We start from the raw sequence: 18,789 nt of genomic DNA, 5'->3' as shown, positions 1-18,789 counted from the left end.
ACGGTCAGCTCCCCGTCGGACGGACGAGCGCGGCGGCCGTGCGCACCAGGATGCAGAGGTCCTGCCACAGCGACCAGTTGTCGATGTACGCGTTGTCGAAGCGGGCCCGGTCCTCGATGGAGGTGTCGCCGCGCAGCCCGGTGACCTGGGCCAGGCCCGTGATGCCGGTCCGCATCCGGTGCCGGGCCGCGTAACCGGGGTAGGTCTGGCCGAACTTGGCCACGAAGTAGGGCCGTTCGGGGCGCGGGCCGACGAGGCTCATGTCGCCGCGCAGCACGTTCCACAGCTGCAGCAGCTCGTCCAGCGAACTGCGCCGCAGGAAGCGGCAGAACCAGCCCATCTCCTGCTCGTTCGCCACACTCCACCGGGTCGCCGCCTCGTGCGCGTCGGCCGGGCGGTGGGTGCGGAACTTCAGCAGCGTGAACGGCAGCCCGTCCCGGCCGATCCGCTCCTGCCGGAACACCACCCCGGGCCCGTCGCCCAGTCGCAGCGCCACCGCGCACACCAGCAGCAGCGGGCTCACCAGCAGCAGCAGCGCCCCGGAGACCGCCACGTCCAGCAGGCGCTTGCCGAAGGCCTCATGGCTGACCGTCAGTTCCAGTCGCCGGCAGGCGAACCCGGCGAGCAGTTCGGTCGAGCCGTCCCGGTCGTAGGAGGGGGACTCGGGGTCCACCTCCCACAGCGCGCAGCCGTCGTCCTGGAGGGTGCGCAGCAGCGGGGCGCGTTCGATGCGGGAGCCGACGACGAGCACGGCCCGGACGCCGTTCTGCACGGCCGCCCGCCGCACCTCCTCGGGGGTGGTCAGCACGGGCAGGCCCTCGGTCCCGGAGGCCTGGTCGGCGACCACACCGACGGGCCGGATGCCGCATCCCGGGTGGCGCAGGAACGCGGCGGCCACGCGCTGCGCGGTCGCCGCGGGACCCACCACCAGGGCCGTGCCGGGGCGTCTGACGAGCGCCCGGCGCCGGTGCCAGTGCACCGTGCCCCGGCCGAGACAGGCCGCCGCCGAGTGCAGGGCGCAGCCGAGGGCCAGCTCATGGGCGGCGAGCGCGTGGTCGGGGGAGTGCGCGGCCACCCCGGCGCCGAGCACGCACCAGCCGAGCACGATCCGTCCGCACACGGCGGGCAGTTCGTCGAGCACGGCGGGCACGGCGGGGGGCCGGTAGAGGCGCGCCCGGGCGTTCAGCACGGCCACGGCCAGGGTCAGGACGGCGACCATCAGCGGCCGCCCGGCAGTCATGTCGTCGGTGAGTGCCAGCACCGCGAGCAGGGCCGCGCCGCCGTCCGCGGTCAGCAGTGGCAGCCCCGAGGGAGGCCGGGCGACGGGCCGCCGGCCGGCCGGGAGGGCCGGGCCGCCGAGGGTCTCGCGGGGCGGGACCACCGAGACGGACGAGCCGCCGAACTCGCGTTGCTGTCCACCGGGGGAGTGGACGGTGCTTTCCGTACGTTCCGCAGTCACGTGTGGATGGACTCCCTGCACTCGGTGGCTTTCCCGCGTCGGCCGTCCGTACCGCCGAGCAGTTCGCGGTACACGTCCGCGACGGCCTCGTTCGTGTGCCGCACGTCGTGCGTGGTCAGTACGTGATGGCGGCCCTGGTGGCCGAGCGACTCGCGCAGCAGCGGATCGCGCAGCAGCCGGGCGACCGCCCCGGCGAGCGCGGCGGGGTCCTCGACCGGCACCGGCTCCTGACCGGGCGGCAGACTCTCGCGGGCCCCGTCCACATCGCTGAGCACGACCGGCCGCCCGCACGCCATGGCCTCCAGCGGCGCCAGTGCCATGCCCTCCCACCGCGACGGCAGGACGACCAGATCGGCGGCCTGGTACCAGGGCACGGCGTCCGTGACACCCCCGGCGAACAGCACGCTCTCGGGGGCCAGGGCCCGCAGCCGCTCACCCTCCGGCCCGTCGCCGACCAGCACCAGACGCGCCCCCGGCACCTGCCGCAGCACCGCGTCCCAGGCCGCGAGGAGCACGTCCTGCCCCTTCTGCCGGCACAGCCGCCCCACGCACACCACCAGCGGAGCGGCCGGATCGACACCGGCGAGCAGCGGGATCCCGGCGCGCACGGTGTCCACGGCCGCGGGGTGGAAGCGGCCGGCGTCGACCCCGTTCGGGATCACCGTCCAGCGCGCCCGTACCTCGGACACGAGTGCGGGGCCGGGCGAGCGGGTCGCCGCCCAGAGCCGTACGTCCGCGCCGAGCGCGCGCAGGGCCGGGGCGAGCGGGCCGTCGGGGCAGGCCACCGCGACGCGCAGGCCGTCGGCGAGCTGGGCGCGCACGAGGTCCGTCACGACACGGGCCACGCCGCCGTCGACCGGCTGGGTGATGTGCAGGACCCGCGACGGAGGGTCGGATGGTGACAGTTGCATGCGGGTTCCTTGCTCAGGGGCGGCGCCGGGCGGCGCGCGTCACGGCTTGGCGTCGACGGCGACGAAGAGCGCCCCGACCCAAGCCGCGTCCCGCTGCGAAACGAGCCGGAAGGCCAACTGGTCACCGCCGCGCCGGATTTCGTCGTCCAGTTCGAGCACGTCCGAGTCGTATCCGAGCGTGTTCGAGTACGTCGGCGTACGCCCTGCGGCGAGCGTCCCCGGTTCGCCGATCGTGGAGTTCAGGACGTCGTCACGCGGGTTGGCCGCGTCGCCGAGCGCGACGGCCGGACCGCGTCCGGTCGAAACGGTGAGCGAATCGCCCCGGCTCCCCCGGTCCCCGTCGTAGGCGACCAGGCCGACGACCCCGCGCGCGCGTTCGGGCAGCGCCATCGCGGTGGACCCGATGCGCTGCTCCCCGTTCGGCGCGAGCGTGTCGAACCCGTCCCACATCGCCAGGTGCCGCAGCGGCTCCGCCGCGTTCTCGTACGCCACCATCAGCGTCCAGCCGCCCCACGCGCCGGCCGCCGAACGGCCCATGGCCACATTGACCTGCGCCACCGTGTAGAGCCCCGACCCGCTGGAGCGCACCAGCTCCGTGACGTCCGCCGAGGCCTGGAAGGCGTCCGCGCCCCGCGTCACCCGGTGCCCCACCACCGAGTCGGCGAGCACCTCCTTGTACGCGCCGCCGGGCTCCGCGATCAGCACCCGCCCGTTGTCCTTCGGCGGCTTCTGTTCTCCCACCCGCAGGTTCCCGCCCCAGTACAGCCGCGCGTACGACACCCGCGCGCCCGGCGGCAGCCGGACCTCGCCCCGGCTGGAGTTGTAGGTGTTCGGGTCCCGGTCGACGTCGATGTAGAACATGTCGAAGTCGCCGTTGACGGCCGTACGCCCCGCACGCGCGTCGGCGCACGAGGACACCGCGGGAGCGACCGCGGGAGCGGGCGTGAGTGCCGCGGGCGCGGCCGGTGTCGTGGAGGGTGCGGCCGCGGGCGAGGCGGCCGGCACCGCCGCACGGCAGGTGATCGAGGAGTTGGCCGCGCGGACGATCCCGCCGTGCTGCAGCGCCCGGTAACGCTGTCCGAACGCCAGGCGCTCGGCCTCGGGGGAGGGGGCGGGTGGCGCGGCCGTCGCGGGAGCGCCGGGCCCCCAGAGGGCGGCGAGGGCGCAGCAGCCCACCATCGCGCGGCGCAGCAGAGGACCCGGGTGAATTCGCATGACCGGCGGTGCCCTTTCGGGAGCTCGTTCGGGTGCTTGTCGGGGAAAGGCCGCGGACCCTCGACGGGCAGAAAATGTGCGGATCTGATAAAGGCCGCGGTGTTGTGAGGAGATGCGCACTCTATCCCGCTATGCGTACTTATCTACGGAACGCGCCAACTGTGTCGGAACGGTGAAGCGGGCGTTCTGCGAGATCACTCCTTTGGAGGCACAACCCCGGACGCATGCCACGCGTTGACTCACCGCCGGGCACCCCCGCCCGAGTGTTTTTTGCATCAACTCCAAGGAGCACCTCTCCATGTCGCGTATCGCGAAGGGCCTGGCCCTGACCTCCGTTGCTGCCGCGGCCGTGGCGGGCACCGCCGGCGTCGCCACCGCCGACAGCGAGGCGAAGGGCTTCGCCGCCCACTCCCCGGGCGTGCTGTCGGGCAACGTCGTGCAGGTTCCGGTCCACATCCCGGTCAACGTGTGCGGTAACACCATCAACGTCATCGGTCTGCTGAACCCGTCGTTCGGCAACAAGTGCTTCAACGACTGACGTTCGAGGACTGACGTCCCCGCACTGACGTCTCCGGACTGACGTTCGCACGTTCCACACGAACCGGCCGTTCTCCCCACGGGGAGGGCGGCCGGTTCGTGTTGCTCCGGATGGGCCCCATCGGTTGCAGTCGGCGATCAGCGATTTCACGGTGAAAACACGATCCCTCGCACCGATGAAAGGAACATCCATGCGTGTTCTGCCCGCACGGCGTCTCGCGGTCTCCGCGCTCTGCGCCACGCTCCTCCTCGGCGTCACCGCCCCGGCCGCCCTGGCCGCCGACGTCGAGTCGGCACGCGAGCGCGCCCGGTCGGCGGCCCCCGTCCCCGGCGCGGACGCGCTCCAGGACCAGCTCAAGGGTCTCGGCGACCTCGGCGGGGTGCTGAAGCCGGTGACCGATCTGCTCGACGCCGTACTCGAGGCGGACAACGGCCAGCTCTCCGCCGACCGGGCGGCCGAGCTGGGCAAGGCGGTGCGGGACGCCATCGACCGGGCCAAGGCGGGTGCGCCGGTGACCTCGCCGGCCGTTCCTCCGGCGGTTCCGCCGGTCGCCCTGCCGGTGGCCCCGCCCGCGCCCGCTGTTCCGCCCGCGCCTGCCGTTCCGCCCGCGGCGACGACGCCCACGGTCCCGTCCGTCCCGGCGGCTCCTTCGCTCCCGTCGGTGCCCACCGCCCCGGCGGCCCCCGTGGTGCCGGCCGCTCCGCAGCAGGCGGTCACGCTGCCGGCGTTCGACCGCGCTCTCGTGCGCCCGGCCGGCAGCGTCGCGGCGAACCCCGTGACCGACGCGCTCACCGCCCTGCAGAAGGCGGTCGACACCCTGCTCAAGGCGGTCACCTCCGGTGACCTCGCCCAGGTGCTGCCCGCCGTCAACAGTGTGGTCGCCGGTCTGGTCCAGCTCATCGGGTCCATCCTCCTGGGCAGCGGCCTGCCCGCCCCGGTCGCCCTGCCGGCCGTGCAGTCCCCGGCGGAGCTGCCGGTGACGCCCTCCACGGACACGCTGCCGGTACGGCCGCCGGCCGTGCCGCCCGTGCGCTGAGAATTCCGCTGGCAGCGGCTCTCCGCAGGCCGTCGGGCCGACCGCCGTCCGGGTCGGTCCGACGGCTGTTTCGTATGACCTGTTGTTCGGCGTCAGATATGACCTGTCCGAAACGGGGTTTCCGTCGGCGCGGGGGCTCGTTGGACACGGCGCAGTGCTTCCAGTATCCGAGGAGAGGAACACGATGAAGTCGCTGAAGGCCGCCGCTGTCGTCGCAGGGTCCCTGGCCATCGCCGGTGCCGCCGCACCGGCTTTTGCCTACGACGCCACGGACGTCACGCCCACCAGCCTCAACGGCGCGGTGAACACGCTCTTCAAGGGGCCCATCGCGCCCGCTCCGATGCAGCAGCAGTCGAACGCGCTCGACACGGAGAACAAGGACTCCGTCCTCCACACGGTGAGCGGCGCGACCAAGGCCCTCAACGCCCCCGGCGGCCCCAGCAAGCTCCTGGGCGGTCTGCCCCTCCAGGGCTGACATTTCCTTTCGCAGTGTGTGCCCAGGGCCGGTTCCGCGGAAAAAGCGGAACCGGCCCGACGCGCTTTCCGCTCCTCCGTCGAGTGAATTCCCCGGTGTTCGAGGCGTGTCCCTCGTTCGTGTGGTCGGTCGTCGCCTGTCGCCCGGTCGGGTGAAAACACGGCCCAGTCGTTTGGCGGGCGTGGATAGGGTTCCGCGGTGACTTCAACTTCCGCTGAAACCCGCCCTTTCCGTCCCGCCGACCTCGGAACGCTCGTCGTCATGGCGTGGAGCGGTGAAGCCCCCGACGGAGACATGCCCTATCTGCTCGCCTACACCCTGGGCGACGGCCGGAACGGACCGGAGGGCTCCACGGCCGCCGTGGCGGATCTGCTGACCGGTCTCGGCCTGTCCATCGGCGAGAAGGTCGTCGACGGCGCCGCCCACCCCAGCCTGCCGGTCACCCTGCTCGTCGAGGCCGGCCAGGCCGTCATCACCCTGCCGCAGCTCAACGCCCAGTGCCCGGCCCCGCCGGAGTGGCTCGCCGCCGTCGGCACCCGCGGCTTCGCCTACCTGCTGTTCGCCACCCGCCCCTGGCCCGAGGCGCGGCCCGGCATGCCCGTCGAGCCCGCGGCCCTCGCCGCCTTCGCGGGTGACCCCGAGACACTGACCAGCGCCGCCCACGTCCTCCTGCCGGCCCGCAGCCTGCGCGGCTGATGGCCGTCCCGGCAGGGCGGCCGGCGCGCACGGCCGGCGGCGGCCGTGCCTTCGCGATCCTGCTGCTGCTCACCGGCGCGGCCGGTCTGCTCGCGTCCTGGGTCATCACGCTCGACAAGTTCAAGCTGCTGGAGGACCCGAACTTCACCCCCGGGTGCAGCCTCAACCCGGTGGTCTCCTGCGGCAACATCATGAAGAGCGACCAGGCCTCCGCCTTCGGGTTCCCGAACCCGATGCTCGGACTGGTGGCCTACGGGGTCGTCGTCTGCGTCGGCGTGAGTCTGCTGGCCGGAGCGGTGTTCCCACGCTGGTACTGGCTGACCTTCGGCGCGGGGGCGCTGTTCGGGGTCGGCTTCGTGACCTGGCTGCAGTTCGAGTCGCTGTACCGGATCAACTCGCTCTGTCTGTGGTGCTGTCTGGCGTGGATCGCCACGATCGTTCTCTTCTGGTACCTGCTCTCCTTCGACGTCCGCAACGGTTTCCTGCCCGCGCCGGCCTGGCTGAGCGGCTTTCTCGTCGAGTTCACCTGGGTGCTCCCGGTGCTGCACCTCGGAGTGATCGGGATGCTCGTCCTGACCCGATGGTGGGACTTCTGGACAAGCTGACCTGCGGATCGACAGGTGAGTGGTGCAATGGGCCGATGGGCGGCAGGCCGACGGTCAAGAGACCGATGAGGCAATAGGACATCGAGGCAATAGGACATTGAGGCAATGGGTCGATGCGGCAATGGGCCCATAGGCCTCTCGGACCATTGCGGCAGTCGGGCGAATCTTGAACTGAGGGAGATCCCCGGATCGTTCACCCGGTACGGGCGCCGAGCCCCGCAGCACGGCTCGCGAACCGCCGATTCCGTATCCGCCGATCCGGCCGATTCCCACGGTCGCCGATCGCGGATCCGCCCATGCTCGAAAGGGACCGTACCGAGATGAAGCCGACCACACGAGGAACCCTTGCCGCCGTCGTCACCGGTGTGGCGGCCGCGATGGGCGCCTCCGCCGCCCCCGCCGTCGCGGCCGAGACGGTCCCCGTCCCCCTGCCGCTCGAAGGGGTGGAGCACTCCCTGAACGTGAAGGCGCCCAAGCTGAGCGGAGAGCTGCCGCTGCTCATGCCGGGCGCTCCCCAGGGAGGACCGAAGTACGTCGAGGGACGGCTGCTGCCCGCGAGCAGCCTGCCCCAGGTGCCGCTCGGCACCGCGCTGCCGGGGCTGAAGGCCGAGACCCCGCTGCCCCGGGTCGTCGGGGAGGGCTTCGAGCGGCTCGGCGTCGACGCCCCCGCCGCCGACCTGCGGACCCTGACCCCCGGGCTGAACGTGGACACCCCACTGACCGCGCCCGACCCCCACGCGCTGGGCCTGCCCAGCCTGAAGGACCCCCAGGTGGCCGTCCTCACCCCGCTGCTGCGGACGGCGCCGACCGCGAACCTCGGGCTCGTCTGAGCCCGCGGCGACACGGAGACGAGGCCCGGGGCCCTGACAGCCCGGGCCCGGCCGTCCGGGGGTCACCGCTACCGAACACGACGAGGAGAGAGTGTTGTTCGTCAGCAGAGTGACGGTGGACCCCGAAGCCGGCCGGAGCAGAACGCGCCGCAACGCGCTGCGCGTCCTGGGCGCGTCGGCCGTCGCCCTGGCCGTGGCCCCCGTCGTCGCCGCCGCGTGGCCCCGCCGGTCGGCGCGGCCCGGGGAGGTCGACTTCGACGAGACGTTCCGGGGCCGCCGTATCCGGGGGGTCAGGGCCGACACGGGCCAGACGGCCTATCTCGGGGCCCGCACGCCCGGCCCCGGCGAGTGGGACGTCACCGTCGACGGGCGCCCGCTTCATCTCATGCGCCGCGCGGACGGCACGTACCTGAGCATGATCGACCACTACCGCTCGTACCCGACGGCCCTGGAGGCGACCCGCGCCGCCGTCGAGGAACTGGGGACCACGCAGCGCCTGCGCGTGGGGGAGACGTCGGAGGGAGCGGTCGGCCATGGTCTACACGCGTAAGGACGTCAGCACGCTCACGCGCACGGAGCGGCGGCGGTTCGTGGGCGCGCTGCTGAAGCTCAAACAGCGCGGCGAGTACGACGAATTCGTGCGGATGCACATCGACCACTACGTCTCCGACGGCGACGGCGGTCTGCGGGCGGCCCACATGGCTCCCTCCTTCCTGCCCTGGCACCGCCGCTTCGTGCTGGAGCTGGAGAAGGCGCTGCGCCGGATCGACGACTCGGTGACCGTGCCGTACTGGGACTGGACGCGGGACCGTACGACGACGTCGGTGCCCTGGACGGCCGATCTGCTCGGCGGCAACGGGCGGCGCTCCGACCTGCGGGTGACGACCGGCCCGTTCGCGTACGGGACGGGCCGGTGGACCATCACGGAAGGGCTCACGGACATCGAGTACCTCACCCGGGACTTCGGCTACCCGCGCAACCCCGTCGGCCTGCCCACCGCCCGGGACCTGGACGCGGCGCTCGCCGAGTCCGTCTACGACAAGGCTCCGTGGAACTCGGTCACCCGCGGGGGTTTCCGCAACCGGCTCGAAGGGTGGGGCCAGGGCACCGGCAACGGCTCCTGGCTCAACCACAATCGGGTGCACCGATGGGTCGGCGGGCACATGGTCGGCGGCGCCTCCGTCAACGACCCCGTCTTCTGGCTGCACCACGCCTTCATCGACCTGCAGTGGACGCGCTGGCAGCGGCGTCATCGGGGCGCGCGCTACCTGCCGGCCAAGCCGCCGGGCAAGGGTGACTCCCAGCGGGGGCGGATCGTCGCGCGCGACGAGCGGATGCCGCCCTGGAACGTGACCCCGGGCGCGCTGGAGTCGATCGGGCACGTGTACCGGTACGGGTGACCGGCCGCGGTCTCCGGGTTTCCGCGCGGCGTGAAGCCCCCGACGGTGGGACACCGTCGGGGGCTTCTTGTCACTGCCGTGTCGCTGCTGTGACGCTCGGGGCTGTGGGCCCCGTCAGTGGCCGTAGCCGGACGGGCCGGGGTTGCCCTTGTGGTTGTCGTGGCTCTTGTTGACACAGACGTTGCCGAAGGCCGGGTTCAGGAGGCCGACGACGTTGATCGTGTTCCCGCACAGGTTGACCGGCACGTTGACGGGGACCTGGATGATGTTGCCCGACAGGACACCCGGCGAGCCGATGGCCTTGGCCTCGGCGCCGGCGTCCGCCGCGGCCAGGCCGGCGCCGCTGAGCACGACGGCGGACGTGCCGAGGGTGACGACGGCTGCCTTCGCGATGCGAGACATCACGTTCTCCTTCTTGATCGGTGAGCACGACCCCCACTTCGTGGCCGCACGCCCCTTCAACGCGCCCGCGCACCGCGGGTCACGGCGTCCGGCGGGGGATCACCCGTTCCGAACGGGAGTATGGGGCGGGGCGGGCGGCCGGTCGTGGGCCAATCGGGGGGGCCGGTCGGGCGGCCGGGCGTGGGCCAATCGGGGGGCCGGTCGGGCGGCCGGGCGTGCGGTCGGCCGGTCGAGCGGCCGTTCGTGCGGAGATCCGGCCGAAGGTGCTCAGGACCGGGTGTCGTTCTCGGTGATTTCGGCGATCAGGGCCTCGACGCGGGTCCTGATCCCGTCGCGGATGGGGCGGACCGCCTCGACGCCCTGTCCGGCCGGGTCCTCCAGTGCCCAGTCGAGGTACTTCTTGCCGGGGAAGACCGGGCAGGCGTCGCCGCAGCCCATGGTGATGACGTAGTCGGAGGCCTGGACGGCCTCGGTGGTCAGCACCTTGGGCGCGGCGCCGGCGATGTCGACGCCGACCTCCTTCATGGCCTCCACCGCGGCCGGGTTGACCCGGTCGGCGGGGAGGGAGCCGGCCGAGCGGACCTCGATCCGGTCGCCCGCGAGGTGCGTCAGGAAACCCGCGGCCATCTGGGAACGGCCCGCGTTGTGGACGCAGACGAAGAGCACGGAGGCGAGGGGGGAGGTCATGGCGGGGTCGCTTCCTGTGATGGCTGGTTCTGGTTCTGGTTCTGGTTCTGCTTCTGTTTGTGGTTGCGGGTCGGCTCGCATCAGCCTGAGGTGATGTGACAATATCAGCGCATGCTGACGTCAGTCGATGCTGAATCAACGCAGGGCCCGGACCGGGACCCCGACCAGGATCCGGACCGGGACGCGCTGCGGGACCTGATCCGGGTTCTGGCCGATCCGCTGCGCCTCAGGATCGTCACCCTGCTCGCGCGCGAGACCCTCTGCACCACGCATCTGGTGGAGGAGACGGGCGCCAGACAGACCAATCTCTCCAACCACCTGAAGGTGCTGCGCGAGGCCGGGATCGTGGAGACGGAACCGTGCGGGCGGTGGACGTACTACCGGCTCCGGCCGGAGGCCCTCGCCTCCCTCGCGGGCGGCTTCGCCGAACTGGCGGAGGCCGCGCGGGTGACTGTCGAGAACGACGTGAAGCGGTCCTGTTCCTGAACCGGCGTCGCCGGGTGATGTCGAGGAGTGGTGTTGGCTGCCATCGAGGAGAGTGTCGCGGGGGCCGGGGCCGGGGCCGGGGCCGGGGCCGGGGCCGGGGCCGGTGGGCCGGTCGTCGACATCGGCATCGACACGGTCGCCGTCGCGCCCGGGCGTACCCCGTTGGGGGCGCGCGTCGCCGCCGAGTTCGTCGGTACGGCGGCACTGGTCACCGTGGTCGTCGGGTCCGGCATCCAGGCCACCGCGCTGACGCCTGACGTCGGGGTGCGGTTGCTGGCGAATTCCCTGGCCACCGTCTTCGGGCTCGGGGTGCTCATCGCCCTGTTCGGGCCGGTCTCCGGGGCGCACTTCAATCCCGTCGTGACCTCGGCCGAGTGGTGGACGGGGCGGCGGCGCGGCGGTGTGCGGGGCCGGGAGGTCGCGGAGGCGGCGGGCGCCACGGGCCTCACGGCTCGGGAGGCGGTCGCCTACGTCGCCGCGCAGACCCTCGGGGCGATCGCCGGAGCCGTACTCGCGGACGCGATGTTCGCGGAGCCCCTGGTGAAGTGGTCCACGCACGAGCGTTCGGCGGGGCACCTGCTGCTGGCCGAGGTGGTCGCGACGGCGGGCCTGGTGCTGCTCGTCCTCGGCCTCGCCCGTTCCGACCGGCTGCGGTTCGCGCCGGTCGCGGTGGCGTCGTACATCGGTTCGGCGTACTGGTTCACCTCGTCCACGTCCTTCGCCAACCCGGCGGTGACGGTGGGGCGCGCCTTCACCGACACCTTCGCGGGTATCGCGCCGGGGTCGGTCGCCGGGTTCGTGGGGGCGCAACTCGTGGGTGGGGCCATCGGGTTGGGACTGGTAGCCGTCATCTGGCCATCTTCGAGCCGCCTCGCGGAGCGCGTGCGGCGCGCCGCCGCCCCGTCGGTCGCCGACCGGCGGGTGTGACCCGGCCCCGGAGGGGCATGTGGTCCGAGCCGCCGTGGCAGAAAAAAGCCCTCCCGGGAGGAGGGTGAGGTGTGGGCGCCCCCGGCAGGACTCGAACCTGCGGCCAAGCGCTTAGAAGGCGCCTGGCTAGTAGGAGCCTCGACAACCTCTGAGCTGGGCAATTGCGTTGCTCGACCAGCTAGAAGGACGCCCTTCGACACGCACTCGACAGGCCGAGGCTAGATCGCTTTCGCTGGGGCACCTGTGGCTAGCCTTCCTGGAGCTCAGTCCGCATGAGTTCCCCGAACTGCCTGACAAGCCGCTGCATCGTGTCGAGGTCGTTGGCCTCTGTGGCCGCCCGCCATGCCTCAGCGAAGTGGCGAGCCTCCTCGCTGCCGAACGCGTGCAGGGCGATGAGGGCTTCCATGCTCATTTCGATGCGTTTGGTCTTCGTCCAATACTGCTCGACTTCTCGGAGCTTCTCGATCTTTCCGGACCGTTCGTACCTCAGGCGGCGCACATCGAGGACGGCCACGCGAAGGGCTTCGAAGTAGGCATCGCGCCGCTCCCTTCGTAGGTAAGTGTGCTGCTCGGCTTCTCGTGACTGCGTAACCATGCGCTCTGCGTGTGTTCTACCTTGCGCTCCGGCGAGCCATGTGAAGGTGACGCCGAGGGCTCCTGAGACTCCGGTTACCACAGCGGGGATCCACTCCGATGCCATGTATTCATCTTGCCCAGATGAGTCAGCACCCAAGGCGATCTAGAGCTAGCGGTTGATCGGGATCTCGTAGACGATCTCGCAGTGCGCGGCGGGCACCACGATGTCCGCGGTTTCCACGGGCCGCCCCTGGTCGCTGTAGTACGTCCGCCGGATGTGCGTGACGAGCGCTGCCTTCTGGACGCGGAGAAGCGACGCTTCCTCGGCGGTCGCCAGCCGTGGCTCAGGCTGCTCCACGGCGTGGCTGACGGTGATACCGATCGCGGCCATGCGGTTCACGACACCCGCCCCGGCGTGTGGCCCTCCCTCAGGGAGGACGACGAGTGAGCCAGCCGTGAGGTCGTACGGCTCCCAACTCGTCGAGAGTTGCACGGGCCTGCCGTTGGCAAGAAACTCGTACGCCGTTCGGACGCACAGGTCGCCTTCGGCGATTCCGAGACGCGCCGCAATCTCCGCCGGTGCCGGCACCTTGGCATCGGTCCGGCTCTCCCAATCCCCTTGGCTGCCGGCAGCCCTCATATCCACGCGGAACGGGGACCCGTCGGACTGCTCTCGCGCCGACGAGCGGACGACTCGCACCCGGTGCCTGGGCTCGGCGACGTACGTGCCGGACCCGGCCCGACCCTCCAACACGCCCTGGGAGATCAGCAACTCCTGCGCTCGGCGCACCACGTTCTCGCCCACGCCGCACTCCTGGCCGATCTGGGCGCGGGAGGGCAGGCGATCCCCCGGCTCCCAGACGTGCTCCGCGATGCGCCGCCGAAGTTCGTCGGCGATGCGGAGATAGGGCGGCTGCTCAGACATATGGAAAATCTAGTCCACTTCTAATCTAGTTAACTAACTTCACTCAAAGTGATCGCCGGTGACGGAGGCTGCCCTGTGCCCGCTTCGGGAGTTAGCGCGGCGTCCCTCGCCGCCCGGCTGTCCGCCATCGGGCTTCTCACGCGAGTGGAGGAACACCCCCGGCACACGTCGGTCGAAGCGGAGGTGCCGGAATCGCTCTCCGCCGACTTATGGCAGGAGGCCCTGGAAGTAGTGGCCGCGGCCGACCGTTTCGGTCTCCTCGCCACCAGCCTGAACGGCCGCACCCTCTGGGCGGTCGTACGCAAAGCGGTCCCCACGACGGGCGATGTTGGGGGACCGAGCCATGAGCGATAGGAGCTGAGCAGCGTGCTCAACCGTATCCGCCGTGCCGTCTCGCTCACCAGAGAGCGGCACTTCCCCAAGGGCAGGCACCGCCGCCCCTTAACGTCCACCAGGCCGTCGCCGGCCTACGCATCCCCTGCGCCCGCGGAGGAGCCGACGGCTGTTCTGAGGAGGGGCCCAGACTCGGCGAACCTCGTGGGATCGCTCAGGGGTGAGGACGTCGCGCTCGTCCGCCCGTACGTGCTGGCCTGGGAGAAGCGCGGACAGCCGCGGCGTTCGGTGATCGTGGCGGCCCATCTGCCGTCCGAAGCCTGGTCGGTCCTCCAGGGAGTGCACTGATGCCTCCTCGCCGACAGCCTCACGTCACAGGCACTTCGTCCGTCCCCTACCGATCGACCGCATGCCGAATCGGCACTCACCACGCCTGCGCGGAGTCCTCCCCGACGGTCGCGCCGGTCGACCTGCCGGTGATCTACGAGGTGTGTGACTGCCCGTGTCACGCAGCGCCCAATCGGTCCACGCCTGCGGAGGTGCAGCGGTGAGGCAACGGGCACCCAGCGGCGTACTGGTATCCCAGCCCGTGGAGATCACCTCAACCACTGTGCAGCGCGGCGACATCATCCAAGTCGGCGGCCGGGCGTGCCGGGTGAGCAACCTCTTTCAACTGCCCCAAGGCGCCAAGCAACTGCTGTTCGAGTCGGGCGAGCTGCTGACCATGCACACGCGGAGTCGGCTCCTCGCCGTGCGGATCCTGAGAAGGCGGTGATACGGACCGTGCCCCCTCGCCGTCACGACATCGCCGATGACCTCAGGCGTCAGATCACGGCCGGTCGCATCAAGCCTGGCGCCCGCCTTCCGCCTGAGTCCGGACTCGCCGGCCAGTACAAAGTCAGCACAGCGACGCTGCGGAGCGCCCTCGCGGTACTTCAAGGGGAAGGCCTCGTCGAGAAGATTCACGGCAAGGGGAACTTCGTCCGCCACCGCCTCCGCAAGATCATGTACGTCGGCGGCTGGGGGACGCTGGACCCGTGGACAGCCGCTGAAACGGCTCTGCGCGTCACGGACCGCGCCACTGCGATAGAGGCACGTGGACACCTGGCAGCCCTACTGCGAGTGCCGAACGGTAGCCCGCTGACCGAGTTCCTCAGCATCAGCTACCAGGGAGAGTCCCCGCACAGCCTGGCCCGCATCTACGTCCCGCGCGACCTGGAGCCCACCGAAACGCTCGGCGACGGCGCCTCATCCATACGGACAGAAGAGAGCTTTGCTGTTCTGAGCCCTCTGTCGGCGGAGGTCCGGGAGACGGTCTCCGCCCGCCTCCCGACACCAGACGAGGCGTCCACCCTCCGGATCAACCCCACCGCTGCGGTGCTCGCGATCACACGCGTTGCCGCCGACACCGCCGGGCGCGTCGTCGAGGCCGCGCTTCTGGTGTTCCCGGGGGATCGCGTCGACGCGGTCTTCACCACCCACCACGTGATCGATGAGAGGCAGACGCAAGGATGACGCCACAGAACGAGCTGCGGCTTCTCCCGTGGTCGGGGCCGGAGGGCAAGCCCTGCTACCTGAGCACCGACGACAGGGACGGCTACATGTCCCGCTTGGCCGACAACATCGAATCGGAGCAACTCGAAACGGCGGCCGAACTGCTGAAGCAGGCCGCGGAAACCCTCGGTGACGAGCACACCGGCCCGGAGGACACGCAGCTCTTGGCGAAGGAACTGACCGGAGCCTTGCGAGACGTGCTCCGCGTGGCCACCAGCCGCGGTCACCTCCTGGCGGTAAGGGAACCTGACCGGATTTGAGGAGGACGGTCGGCAGGGCGGTGACGGGGACAGCCTCCCGTTCCGTCTGTGCTGGGAGAGGGGCCTGGATAAGAATCTGGGCTCCTCTCCCTGCTCCTGGGCCTGGAGCGTGCGTTGCTCTGCCTCGTACTTCAACTGAGCCAAGCGGGTCTCTCGTGCCTGCTTCTGCTGTTCCTTTTCCGAGCGGGCCTGCTCCCGCTCCCGTTGCTCGGCAGCGCGCTGCCGCTCGGCTTGGCGCTTCGCTAACTCGCGCTCGATACGGGCAACCTCACGCGCCTGGGCAGCCTGTTCCCGCTCAAGGTGCTTCTCTCCTGCGGCCAGCAGGCGGGCGTGCTCGGCCTCGGCCTTGGCGGCCACACGCTTCTGACTGCGCCGACGCTCCTCAGCAGCCTTCGCTGTCCTCTGCTCCTTCTGCTGGGCGCGCTTCAATTCAGCAGCCTTGGCCTGTTGCTTCGCCTTGTACGCCTCAGCGAGCACTTGCATCACTGTCTTGCGGCGCCACGAGTCCCCCACCTGTACTCACGCAACCTTCGAAGCTGCACTCAAGACGGCTCGCCCCGTCGGGGCATCCCTCAGCAATACCCAGGCCCGCTGAGCGGAAATCGTTGCGCTCGCCGACCGTGGTCTGACCACCGCAAAGCCATGAGCTTGGGAAGTTCGGATGATCTATGGTCGGTTGCAGTGGTGACCTGGACGAAGCAGAGGCGGGCTAGCGTCTTGTCCCCGTGGTTGCCCGCACGATCTGGCACGCGTCTGGAGCGACCTCTTCGTCCCGAACTCTCGGCTGAGAGGTCATCGAGGTGCTGGTGGACTAGTCAGCAGCCATCGAGGAGTATTGGCGGTCAGCTGCGGTCAGCTGCGGTCAGCTGCGGTCGGCTGCGGTCGGCTGCGGTCGGCTGCGGTCGGCTGCGGTCGGCTGCGGTCGCGCTGGTCGCTGTACTTCGCTGCTGTACCGCAACGGCAATCACGAGGAGCTGGACCACACGAGGCCCACTGGCAGACGAGGCTTTTCGGCGTCATAAGTCGGTTGCCGCGCCTGGTCAGCTGAGCTCTGTGGTCTGAACGGAGGGGGATCGGCGATGCCGCTGGAGTTTGGGCTGTGGCGTGTGGACGACAAGCCCGTGCGAGTCGCGACGCGTCCGATGCCTTTGGAGACCCGGCTGGAGGAGCTCATTGAGGCCGATCCCGGCATCTTGGGGCATCCGTTGCTGCTGATCGGTCGGCAGGTGCTCACGCAGCACGGCAAGGTCGTTGACCTGCTGGGCATGGATGCTGAGGGCGGCCTGCACGTTCTGGAGCTCAAGCGAGACCGCACGCCTCGCGAAGTGGTGGCTCAGGTCCTCGACTACGGTTCCTGGGTCCAGGAGCTCACCAACGATCAGATCCGCGACATCTACACCTCCTACGCCCGCGGCAAAAGGACTGGCGGAGGAGTTGGACGAGGCGTTCGCAGTGCGGTTCGGCGGCACTCCGCCGGAAGCTCTCAATTCGACTCACGCTCTCACCATTGTCGCGAGTGAGATCGACGCCGCGACGGAGCGGATCGTCACCTACCTGGCTTCTGGGTTCCAGGTCCCGGTCAACGTTCTCTTCTTTCGCTACTTCGAGGACGATGGGCGCTCCTATCTAGCCCGCACATGGTTGATGGACGAGGCCGAGGCCGTGATGCCGTCAGCCGGAGCGAAGGGCCGTGGCAAGCAGGAGCCGTGGAACGGGTCGGATTGGTACGTGTCGTTCGGCGATGAGGCCGGGGGCCGAAACTGGGACGACGCCCTTCGCTACGGCTTCGTGTCCGCCGGCGGCGGGGAGTGGTTCTCCCGGACGCTCCGGTCCCTGCCGCTGGGAGCGAGGGTGTTCACGCATATCCCTAAGGTGGGCTACGTGGGCGTCGGCACAGTCTCCGGCGAACCGCAACCGTTTGAAGACGCGGCCCTCAGTAGCGAGAGTGAAACCCGCCGCATGTCCGATCTCTCCTTGGCGGGCACCTACCGACGTGCCGGGGACAGAGCCGAGAGCGGTGCGGAGGATCCTCGTGAGTGGATCGTCCCCGTCACTTGGGAGCGTGCTGTGCCACGCGAAGAGGCTTTGTGGCGCACGGGCTTCTTTGCCAACCAGAACTCCGCCTGCAAGCTCCGCGCCCGCTTCACCATCGAAGAGGTCTCCCGACACTTCGGCATCGATCAAGGCTTACCTGACGCCTGACACAAGGCAGCCATAGCCCCATGCAGCAGCCCTGGGTTCGGCTGCATAGAAGGTGGCGGCAGACACCCATTGACGCGGAGCGCGCCTCGCGCCCACGGCTCCGGAGGCCGCTTGGGCCCCGGGCAAAGCAGCAGGTCACTGCCCCGTATGTGGCAGATCAGGCGGGGGGCGAGTCCACGGGTAGGCCACGGCTAGCTGAGCGCTTTAGGAGGTCGCCCCAAGACTGCATCGATCGTTGCCGTCGACCGGTGGGGGGAACCTCACAGAGACGCTGGTCTTCGCGCTCAACCTCTGGCTAACAGGCGCTAACACAATGAGACAGACGGTCCACTGTCGGGAGCACGTGTTCGTATGGCGCTGCGAGCGGGGCTCTCGACGGCGCCATGTGTCCTGGTCGCCTTCAAACGGTTCGAGCCGACTGCTGTGGGCGCACGAGTACTCGGCAACTGCGGGTGGAAGTCGACAGGTTGCGCTGACTGGCAGCGTGTAGTGTCCGGTTGCGTGCTGGCTGAACGACGACACCAACTCATCCTGCAGGCCCTGCGCTCGGGCGGCACGGCGTCCGTGACTGACCTCGCCGAGCAGCTTGATGCCAGTGCGGCGACGATCCGTCGAGACCTCCTAAAACTGGAGGGGGACGGGTTGCTTACCCGGGTGCATGGCGGAGCGGTCGTCGAGGAGGATCAGCCGCCCTTCGACGAGGCCGCCTCGGTTCAGGTGAGAGAGAAGGACGCGATCGCCGCCCAAGCGGCCACGATGATCGAGGACGGCCAGTCGGTCATTCTCGACAGCGGAACGACGGTGCACCGGCTGGCGCTTCAGCTGCATGGCCGCCGACTCACTGTGATCACCAACAACCTTGCGGTCTACGACGAGCTCATCGATGACGAGAACATCGACCTGATGTTGCTCGGTGGCATGGTCATCCGTGAATCACGCATGTTGGATGGCTTCATGGCCGAGGATAACCTCCGGCAAGTCCATGCAGACTGGCTGTTCATGGGAGCCTGCGGCCTTCGACCTGGCGGCCAGGTCATGGACACCACCGTGGCCGAGGTGCCCGCCAGGCGCGCCATGATTGCCGCCAGCGACAAAGTGGTCCTTCTAGCCGACAGGAGTAAGTTCCCGGGAACCGGCATGGTGAAGATCTGCGATCCGGAAGACCTGGATGTGGTCGTCACCAACGCGTCGGAAGACGACGCGACCTGTACGGCCCTGCGTGAGGCCGGCGTGAGGGTGATACCGGCAGCTCCGGATGCAGTCGGTGGCTAA

The 18,789-nt window shown here is 70.1% G+C and carries 25 protein-coding genes and 1 tRNA gene; 18 read left to right on the top strand and 8 right to left on the bottom strand.

The features are described from left to right. Positions 1-4: 4 nt before the first annotated feature. The 3 genes from H4687_RS17455 to H4687_RS17445 are packed head-to-tail and all read right to left on the bottom strand — an operon-like array spanning position 5 to position 3,585. Positions 5-1,459 (bottom strand): exopolysaccharide biosynthesis polyprenyl glycosylphosphotransferase, encoded by a 1,455-nt coding sequence (locus H4687_RS17455; protein WP_233443334.1) that lies wholly within the window; start codon positions 1,457-1,459, stop codon positions 5-7. Next, entirely contained in the window at positions 1,456-2,370 is a 915-nt protein-coding gene (locus tag H4687_RS17450) for a glycosyltransferase family 4 protein (RefSeq protein ID WP_192781682.1), read from the bottom strand. Before H4687_RS17450 ends, H4687_RS17455 begins: the two co-directional genes overlap by 4 nt. Positions 2,371-2,409: 39 nt before the next feature. Further along, complete coding sequence (locus H4687_RS17445) at positions 2,410-3,585, bottom strand: hypothetical protein (RefSeq protein ID WP_046919150.1); 1,176 nt, start codon at positions 3,583-3,585, stop codon at positions 2,410-2,412. Positions 3,586-3,883: 298 nt separating this feature from the next. On the opposite strand from H4687_RS17445, the gene chpG reads away from it, so the two are divergent. The 8 genes from chpG to H4687_RS17405 all read left to right on the top strand — a co-directional run bounded on the left by chpG (position 3,884) and on the right by H4687_RS17405 (position 9,165). After that, positions 3,884-4,123: a chaplin ChpG gene (gene chpG / locus H4687_RS17440; protein ID WP_005479502.1), complete on the top strand. Its 240-nt coding sequence runs from the start codon at positions 3,884-3,886 to the stop codon at positions 4,121-4,123. Between the two features lie 190 nt (positions 4,124-4,313). After that, positions 4,314-5,159, top strand: coding sequence for a hypothetical protein (locus tag H4687_RS17435; protein WP_046919149.1), 846 nt, complete (start codon positions 4,314-4,316; stop codon positions 5,157-5,159). A gap of 184 nt (positions 5,160-5,343) precedes the next feature. Continuing rightward, positions 5,344-5,634 carry a hypothetical protein gene (locus H4687_RS17430; RefSeq protein ID WP_046919148.1) on the top strand — a complete coding sequence of 97 codons (291 nt, stop codon included), beginning with the start codon at positions 5,344-5,346 and terminating at the stop codon, positions 5,632-5,634. 198 nt (positions 5,635-5,832) lie between these two features. Next, positions 5,833-6,330, top strand: a complete 498-nt coding sequence (locus H4687_RS17425) for a DUF5949 family protein (protein WP_046919147.1) — start codon at positions 5,833-5,835, stop codon at positions 6,328-6,330. After that, a complete protein-coding gene (locus H4687_RS17420) occupies positions 6,330-6,935 on the top strand; it encodes a vitamin K epoxide reductase family protein (RefSeq protein ID WP_046919146.1) in 606 nt (201 codons plus the stop codon). Before H4687_RS17425 ends, H4687_RS17420 begins: the two co-directional genes overlap by 1 nt. Positions 6,936-7,255: 320 nt before the next feature. Then, positions 7,256-7,765: a hypothetical protein gene (locus tag H4687_RS17415; RefSeq protein WP_046919152.1), complete on the top strand. Its 510-nt coding sequence runs from the start codon at positions 7,256-7,258 to the stop codon at positions 7,763-7,765. Positions 7,766-7,856: 91 nt separating this feature from the next. Further along, positions 7,857-8,315, top strand: coding sequence for a tyrosinase family oxidase copper chaperone (locus H4687_RS17410; protein ID WP_404819281.1), 459 nt, complete (start codon positions 7,857-7,859; stop codon positions 8,313-8,315). Beyond that, positions 8,299-9,165 carry a tyrosinase family protein gene (locus H4687_RS17405; protein WP_046919144.1) on the top strand — a complete coding sequence of 289 codons (867 nt, stop codon included), beginning with the start codon at positions 8,299-8,301 and terminating at the stop codon, positions 9,163-9,165. The genes H4687_RS17410 and H4687_RS17405 overlap by 17 nt, the downstream gene beginning before the upstream one ends. A 114-nt stretch (positions 9,166-9,279) precedes the next feature. Here the strand turns inward: H4687_RS17405 and H4687_RS17400 are convergent, their stop codons facing one another. Continuing rightward, on the bottom strand, positions 9,280-9,567 hold the full coding sequence (locus H4687_RS17400) for a chaplin (protein ID WP_179860117.1): 288 nt from the start codon (positions 9,565-9,567) through the stop codon (positions 9,280-9,282). 267 nt (positions 9,568-9,834) lie between these two features. Then, on the bottom strand, positions 9,835-10,254 hold the full coding sequence (locus tag H4687_RS17395; RefSeq protein ID WP_050398206.1) for an arsenate reductase ArsC: 420 nt from the start codon (positions 10,252-10,254) through the stop codon (positions 9,835-9,837). 186 nt (positions 10,255-10,440) lie between these two features. On the opposite strand from H4687_RS17395, the gene H4687_RS17390 reads away from it, so the two are divergent. Together H4687_RS17390 and H4687_RS17385 are read left to right on the top strand one after the other, a co-directional pair. Then, positions 10,441-10,740 (top strand): ArsR/SmtB family transcription factor, encoded by a 300-nt coding sequence (locus H4687_RS17390; protein WP_050398296.1) that lies wholly within the window; start codon positions 10,441-10,443, stop codon positions 10,738-10,740. Positions 10,741-10,860: 120 nt separating this feature from the next. Further along, positions 10,861-11,667, top strand: coding sequence for an aquaporin (locus tag H4687_RS17385; protein WP_079028211.1), 807 nt, complete (start codon positions 10,861-10,863; stop codon positions 11,665-11,667). Between the two features lie 76 nt (positions 11,668-11,743). On the opposite strand, the gene H4687_RS17380 is transcribed toward H4687_RS17385, so the two are convergent. From H4687_RS17380 to H4687_RS17370, 3 genes are all read right to left on the bottom strand, one after another. Then, a tRNA-Arg gene (locus H4687_RS17380) sits at positions 11,744-11,826 on the bottom strand. 88 nt (positions 11,827-11,914) lie between these two features. After that, complete coding sequence (locus tag H4687_RS17375) at positions 11,915-12,367, bottom strand: hypothetical protein (RefSeq protein ID WP_159026065.1); 453 nt, start codon at positions 12,365-12,367, stop codon at positions 11,915-11,917. A gap of 45 nt (positions 12,368-12,412) precedes the next feature. Beyond that, entirely contained in the window at positions 12,413-13,168 is a 756-nt protein-coding gene (locus H4687_RS17370; RefSeq protein ID WP_046912948.1) for a GntR family transcriptional regulator, read from the bottom strand. Positions 13,169-13,243: 75 nt separating this feature from the next. On the opposite strand from H4687_RS17370, the gene H4687_RS17365 reads away from it, so the two are divergent. The 8 genes from H4687_RS17365 to H4687_RS17335 all read left to right on the top strand — a co-directional run bounded on the left by H4687_RS17365 (position 13,244) and on the right by H4687_RS17335 (position 18,789). Further along, positions 13,244-13,522 (top strand): hypothetical protein, encoded by a 279-nt coding sequence (locus H4687_RS17365; RefSeq protein WP_046912947.1) that lies wholly within the window; start codon positions 13,244-13,246, stop codon positions 13,520-13,522. A 183-nt stretch (positions 13,523-13,705) separates the two neighbouring features. Continuing rightward, positions 13,706-13,849 (top strand): hypothetical protein, encoded by a 144-nt coding sequence (locus H4687_RS46460; protein ID WP_225966724.1) that lies wholly within the window; start codon positions 13,706-13,708, stop codon positions 13,847-13,849. Between the two features lie 199 nt (positions 13,850-14,048). After that, on the top strand, positions 14,049-14,276 hold the full coding sequence (locus H4687_RS17355) for a hypothetical protein (RefSeq protein WP_046912945.1): 228 nt from the start codon (positions 14,049-14,051) through the stop codon (positions 14,274-14,276). Positions 14,277-14,284: 8 nt separating this feature from the next. Next, the gene (locus H4687_RS17350) at positions 14,285-15,016 is read left to right on the top strand and encodes a GntR family transcriptional regulator (RefSeq protein ID WP_107082293.1); all 732 of its coding nucleotides are present in this window, start codon (positions 14,285-14,287) and stop codon (positions 15,014-15,016) included. Continuing rightward, positions 15,013-15,315 carry a hypothetical protein gene (locus tag H4687_RS17345; protein WP_046912943.1) on the top strand — a complete coding sequence of 101 codons (303 nt, stop codon included), beginning with the start codon at positions 15,013-15,015 and terminating at the stop codon, positions 15,313-15,315. Before H4687_RS17350 ends, H4687_RS17345 begins: the two co-directional genes overlap by 4 nt. Before the next feature lie 1,106 nt (positions 15,316-16,421). After that, positions 16,422-16,835, top strand: coding sequence for an endonuclease NucS domain-containing protein (locus H4687_RS46455; RefSeq protein WP_233443335.1), 414 nt, complete (start codon positions 16,422-16,424; stop codon positions 16,833-16,835). Beyond that, on the top strand, positions 16,750-17,517 hold the full coding sequence (locus H4687_RS17340) for a hypothetical protein (protein WP_225966723.1): 768 nt from the start codon (positions 16,750-16,752) through the stop codon (positions 17,515-17,517). Before H4687_RS46455 ends, H4687_RS17340 begins: the two co-directional genes overlap by 86 nt. A gap of 501 nt (positions 17,518-18,018) precedes the next feature. Then, positions 18,019-18,789, top strand: coding sequence for a DeoR/GlpR family DNA-binding transcription regulator (locus H4687_RS17335; RefSeq protein ID WP_046912953.1), 771 nt, complete (start codon positions 18,019-18,021; stop codon positions 18,787-18,789).

Origin of the sequence: Streptomyces stelliscabiei (assembly GCF_014873495.1) — a bacterium.
GTDB lineage: Bacteria > Actinomycetota > Actinomycetes > Streptomycetales > Streptomycetaceae > Streptomyces > Streptomyces bottropensis.
This window is presented reverse-complemented; position numbering and strand designations above follow the sequence as displayed.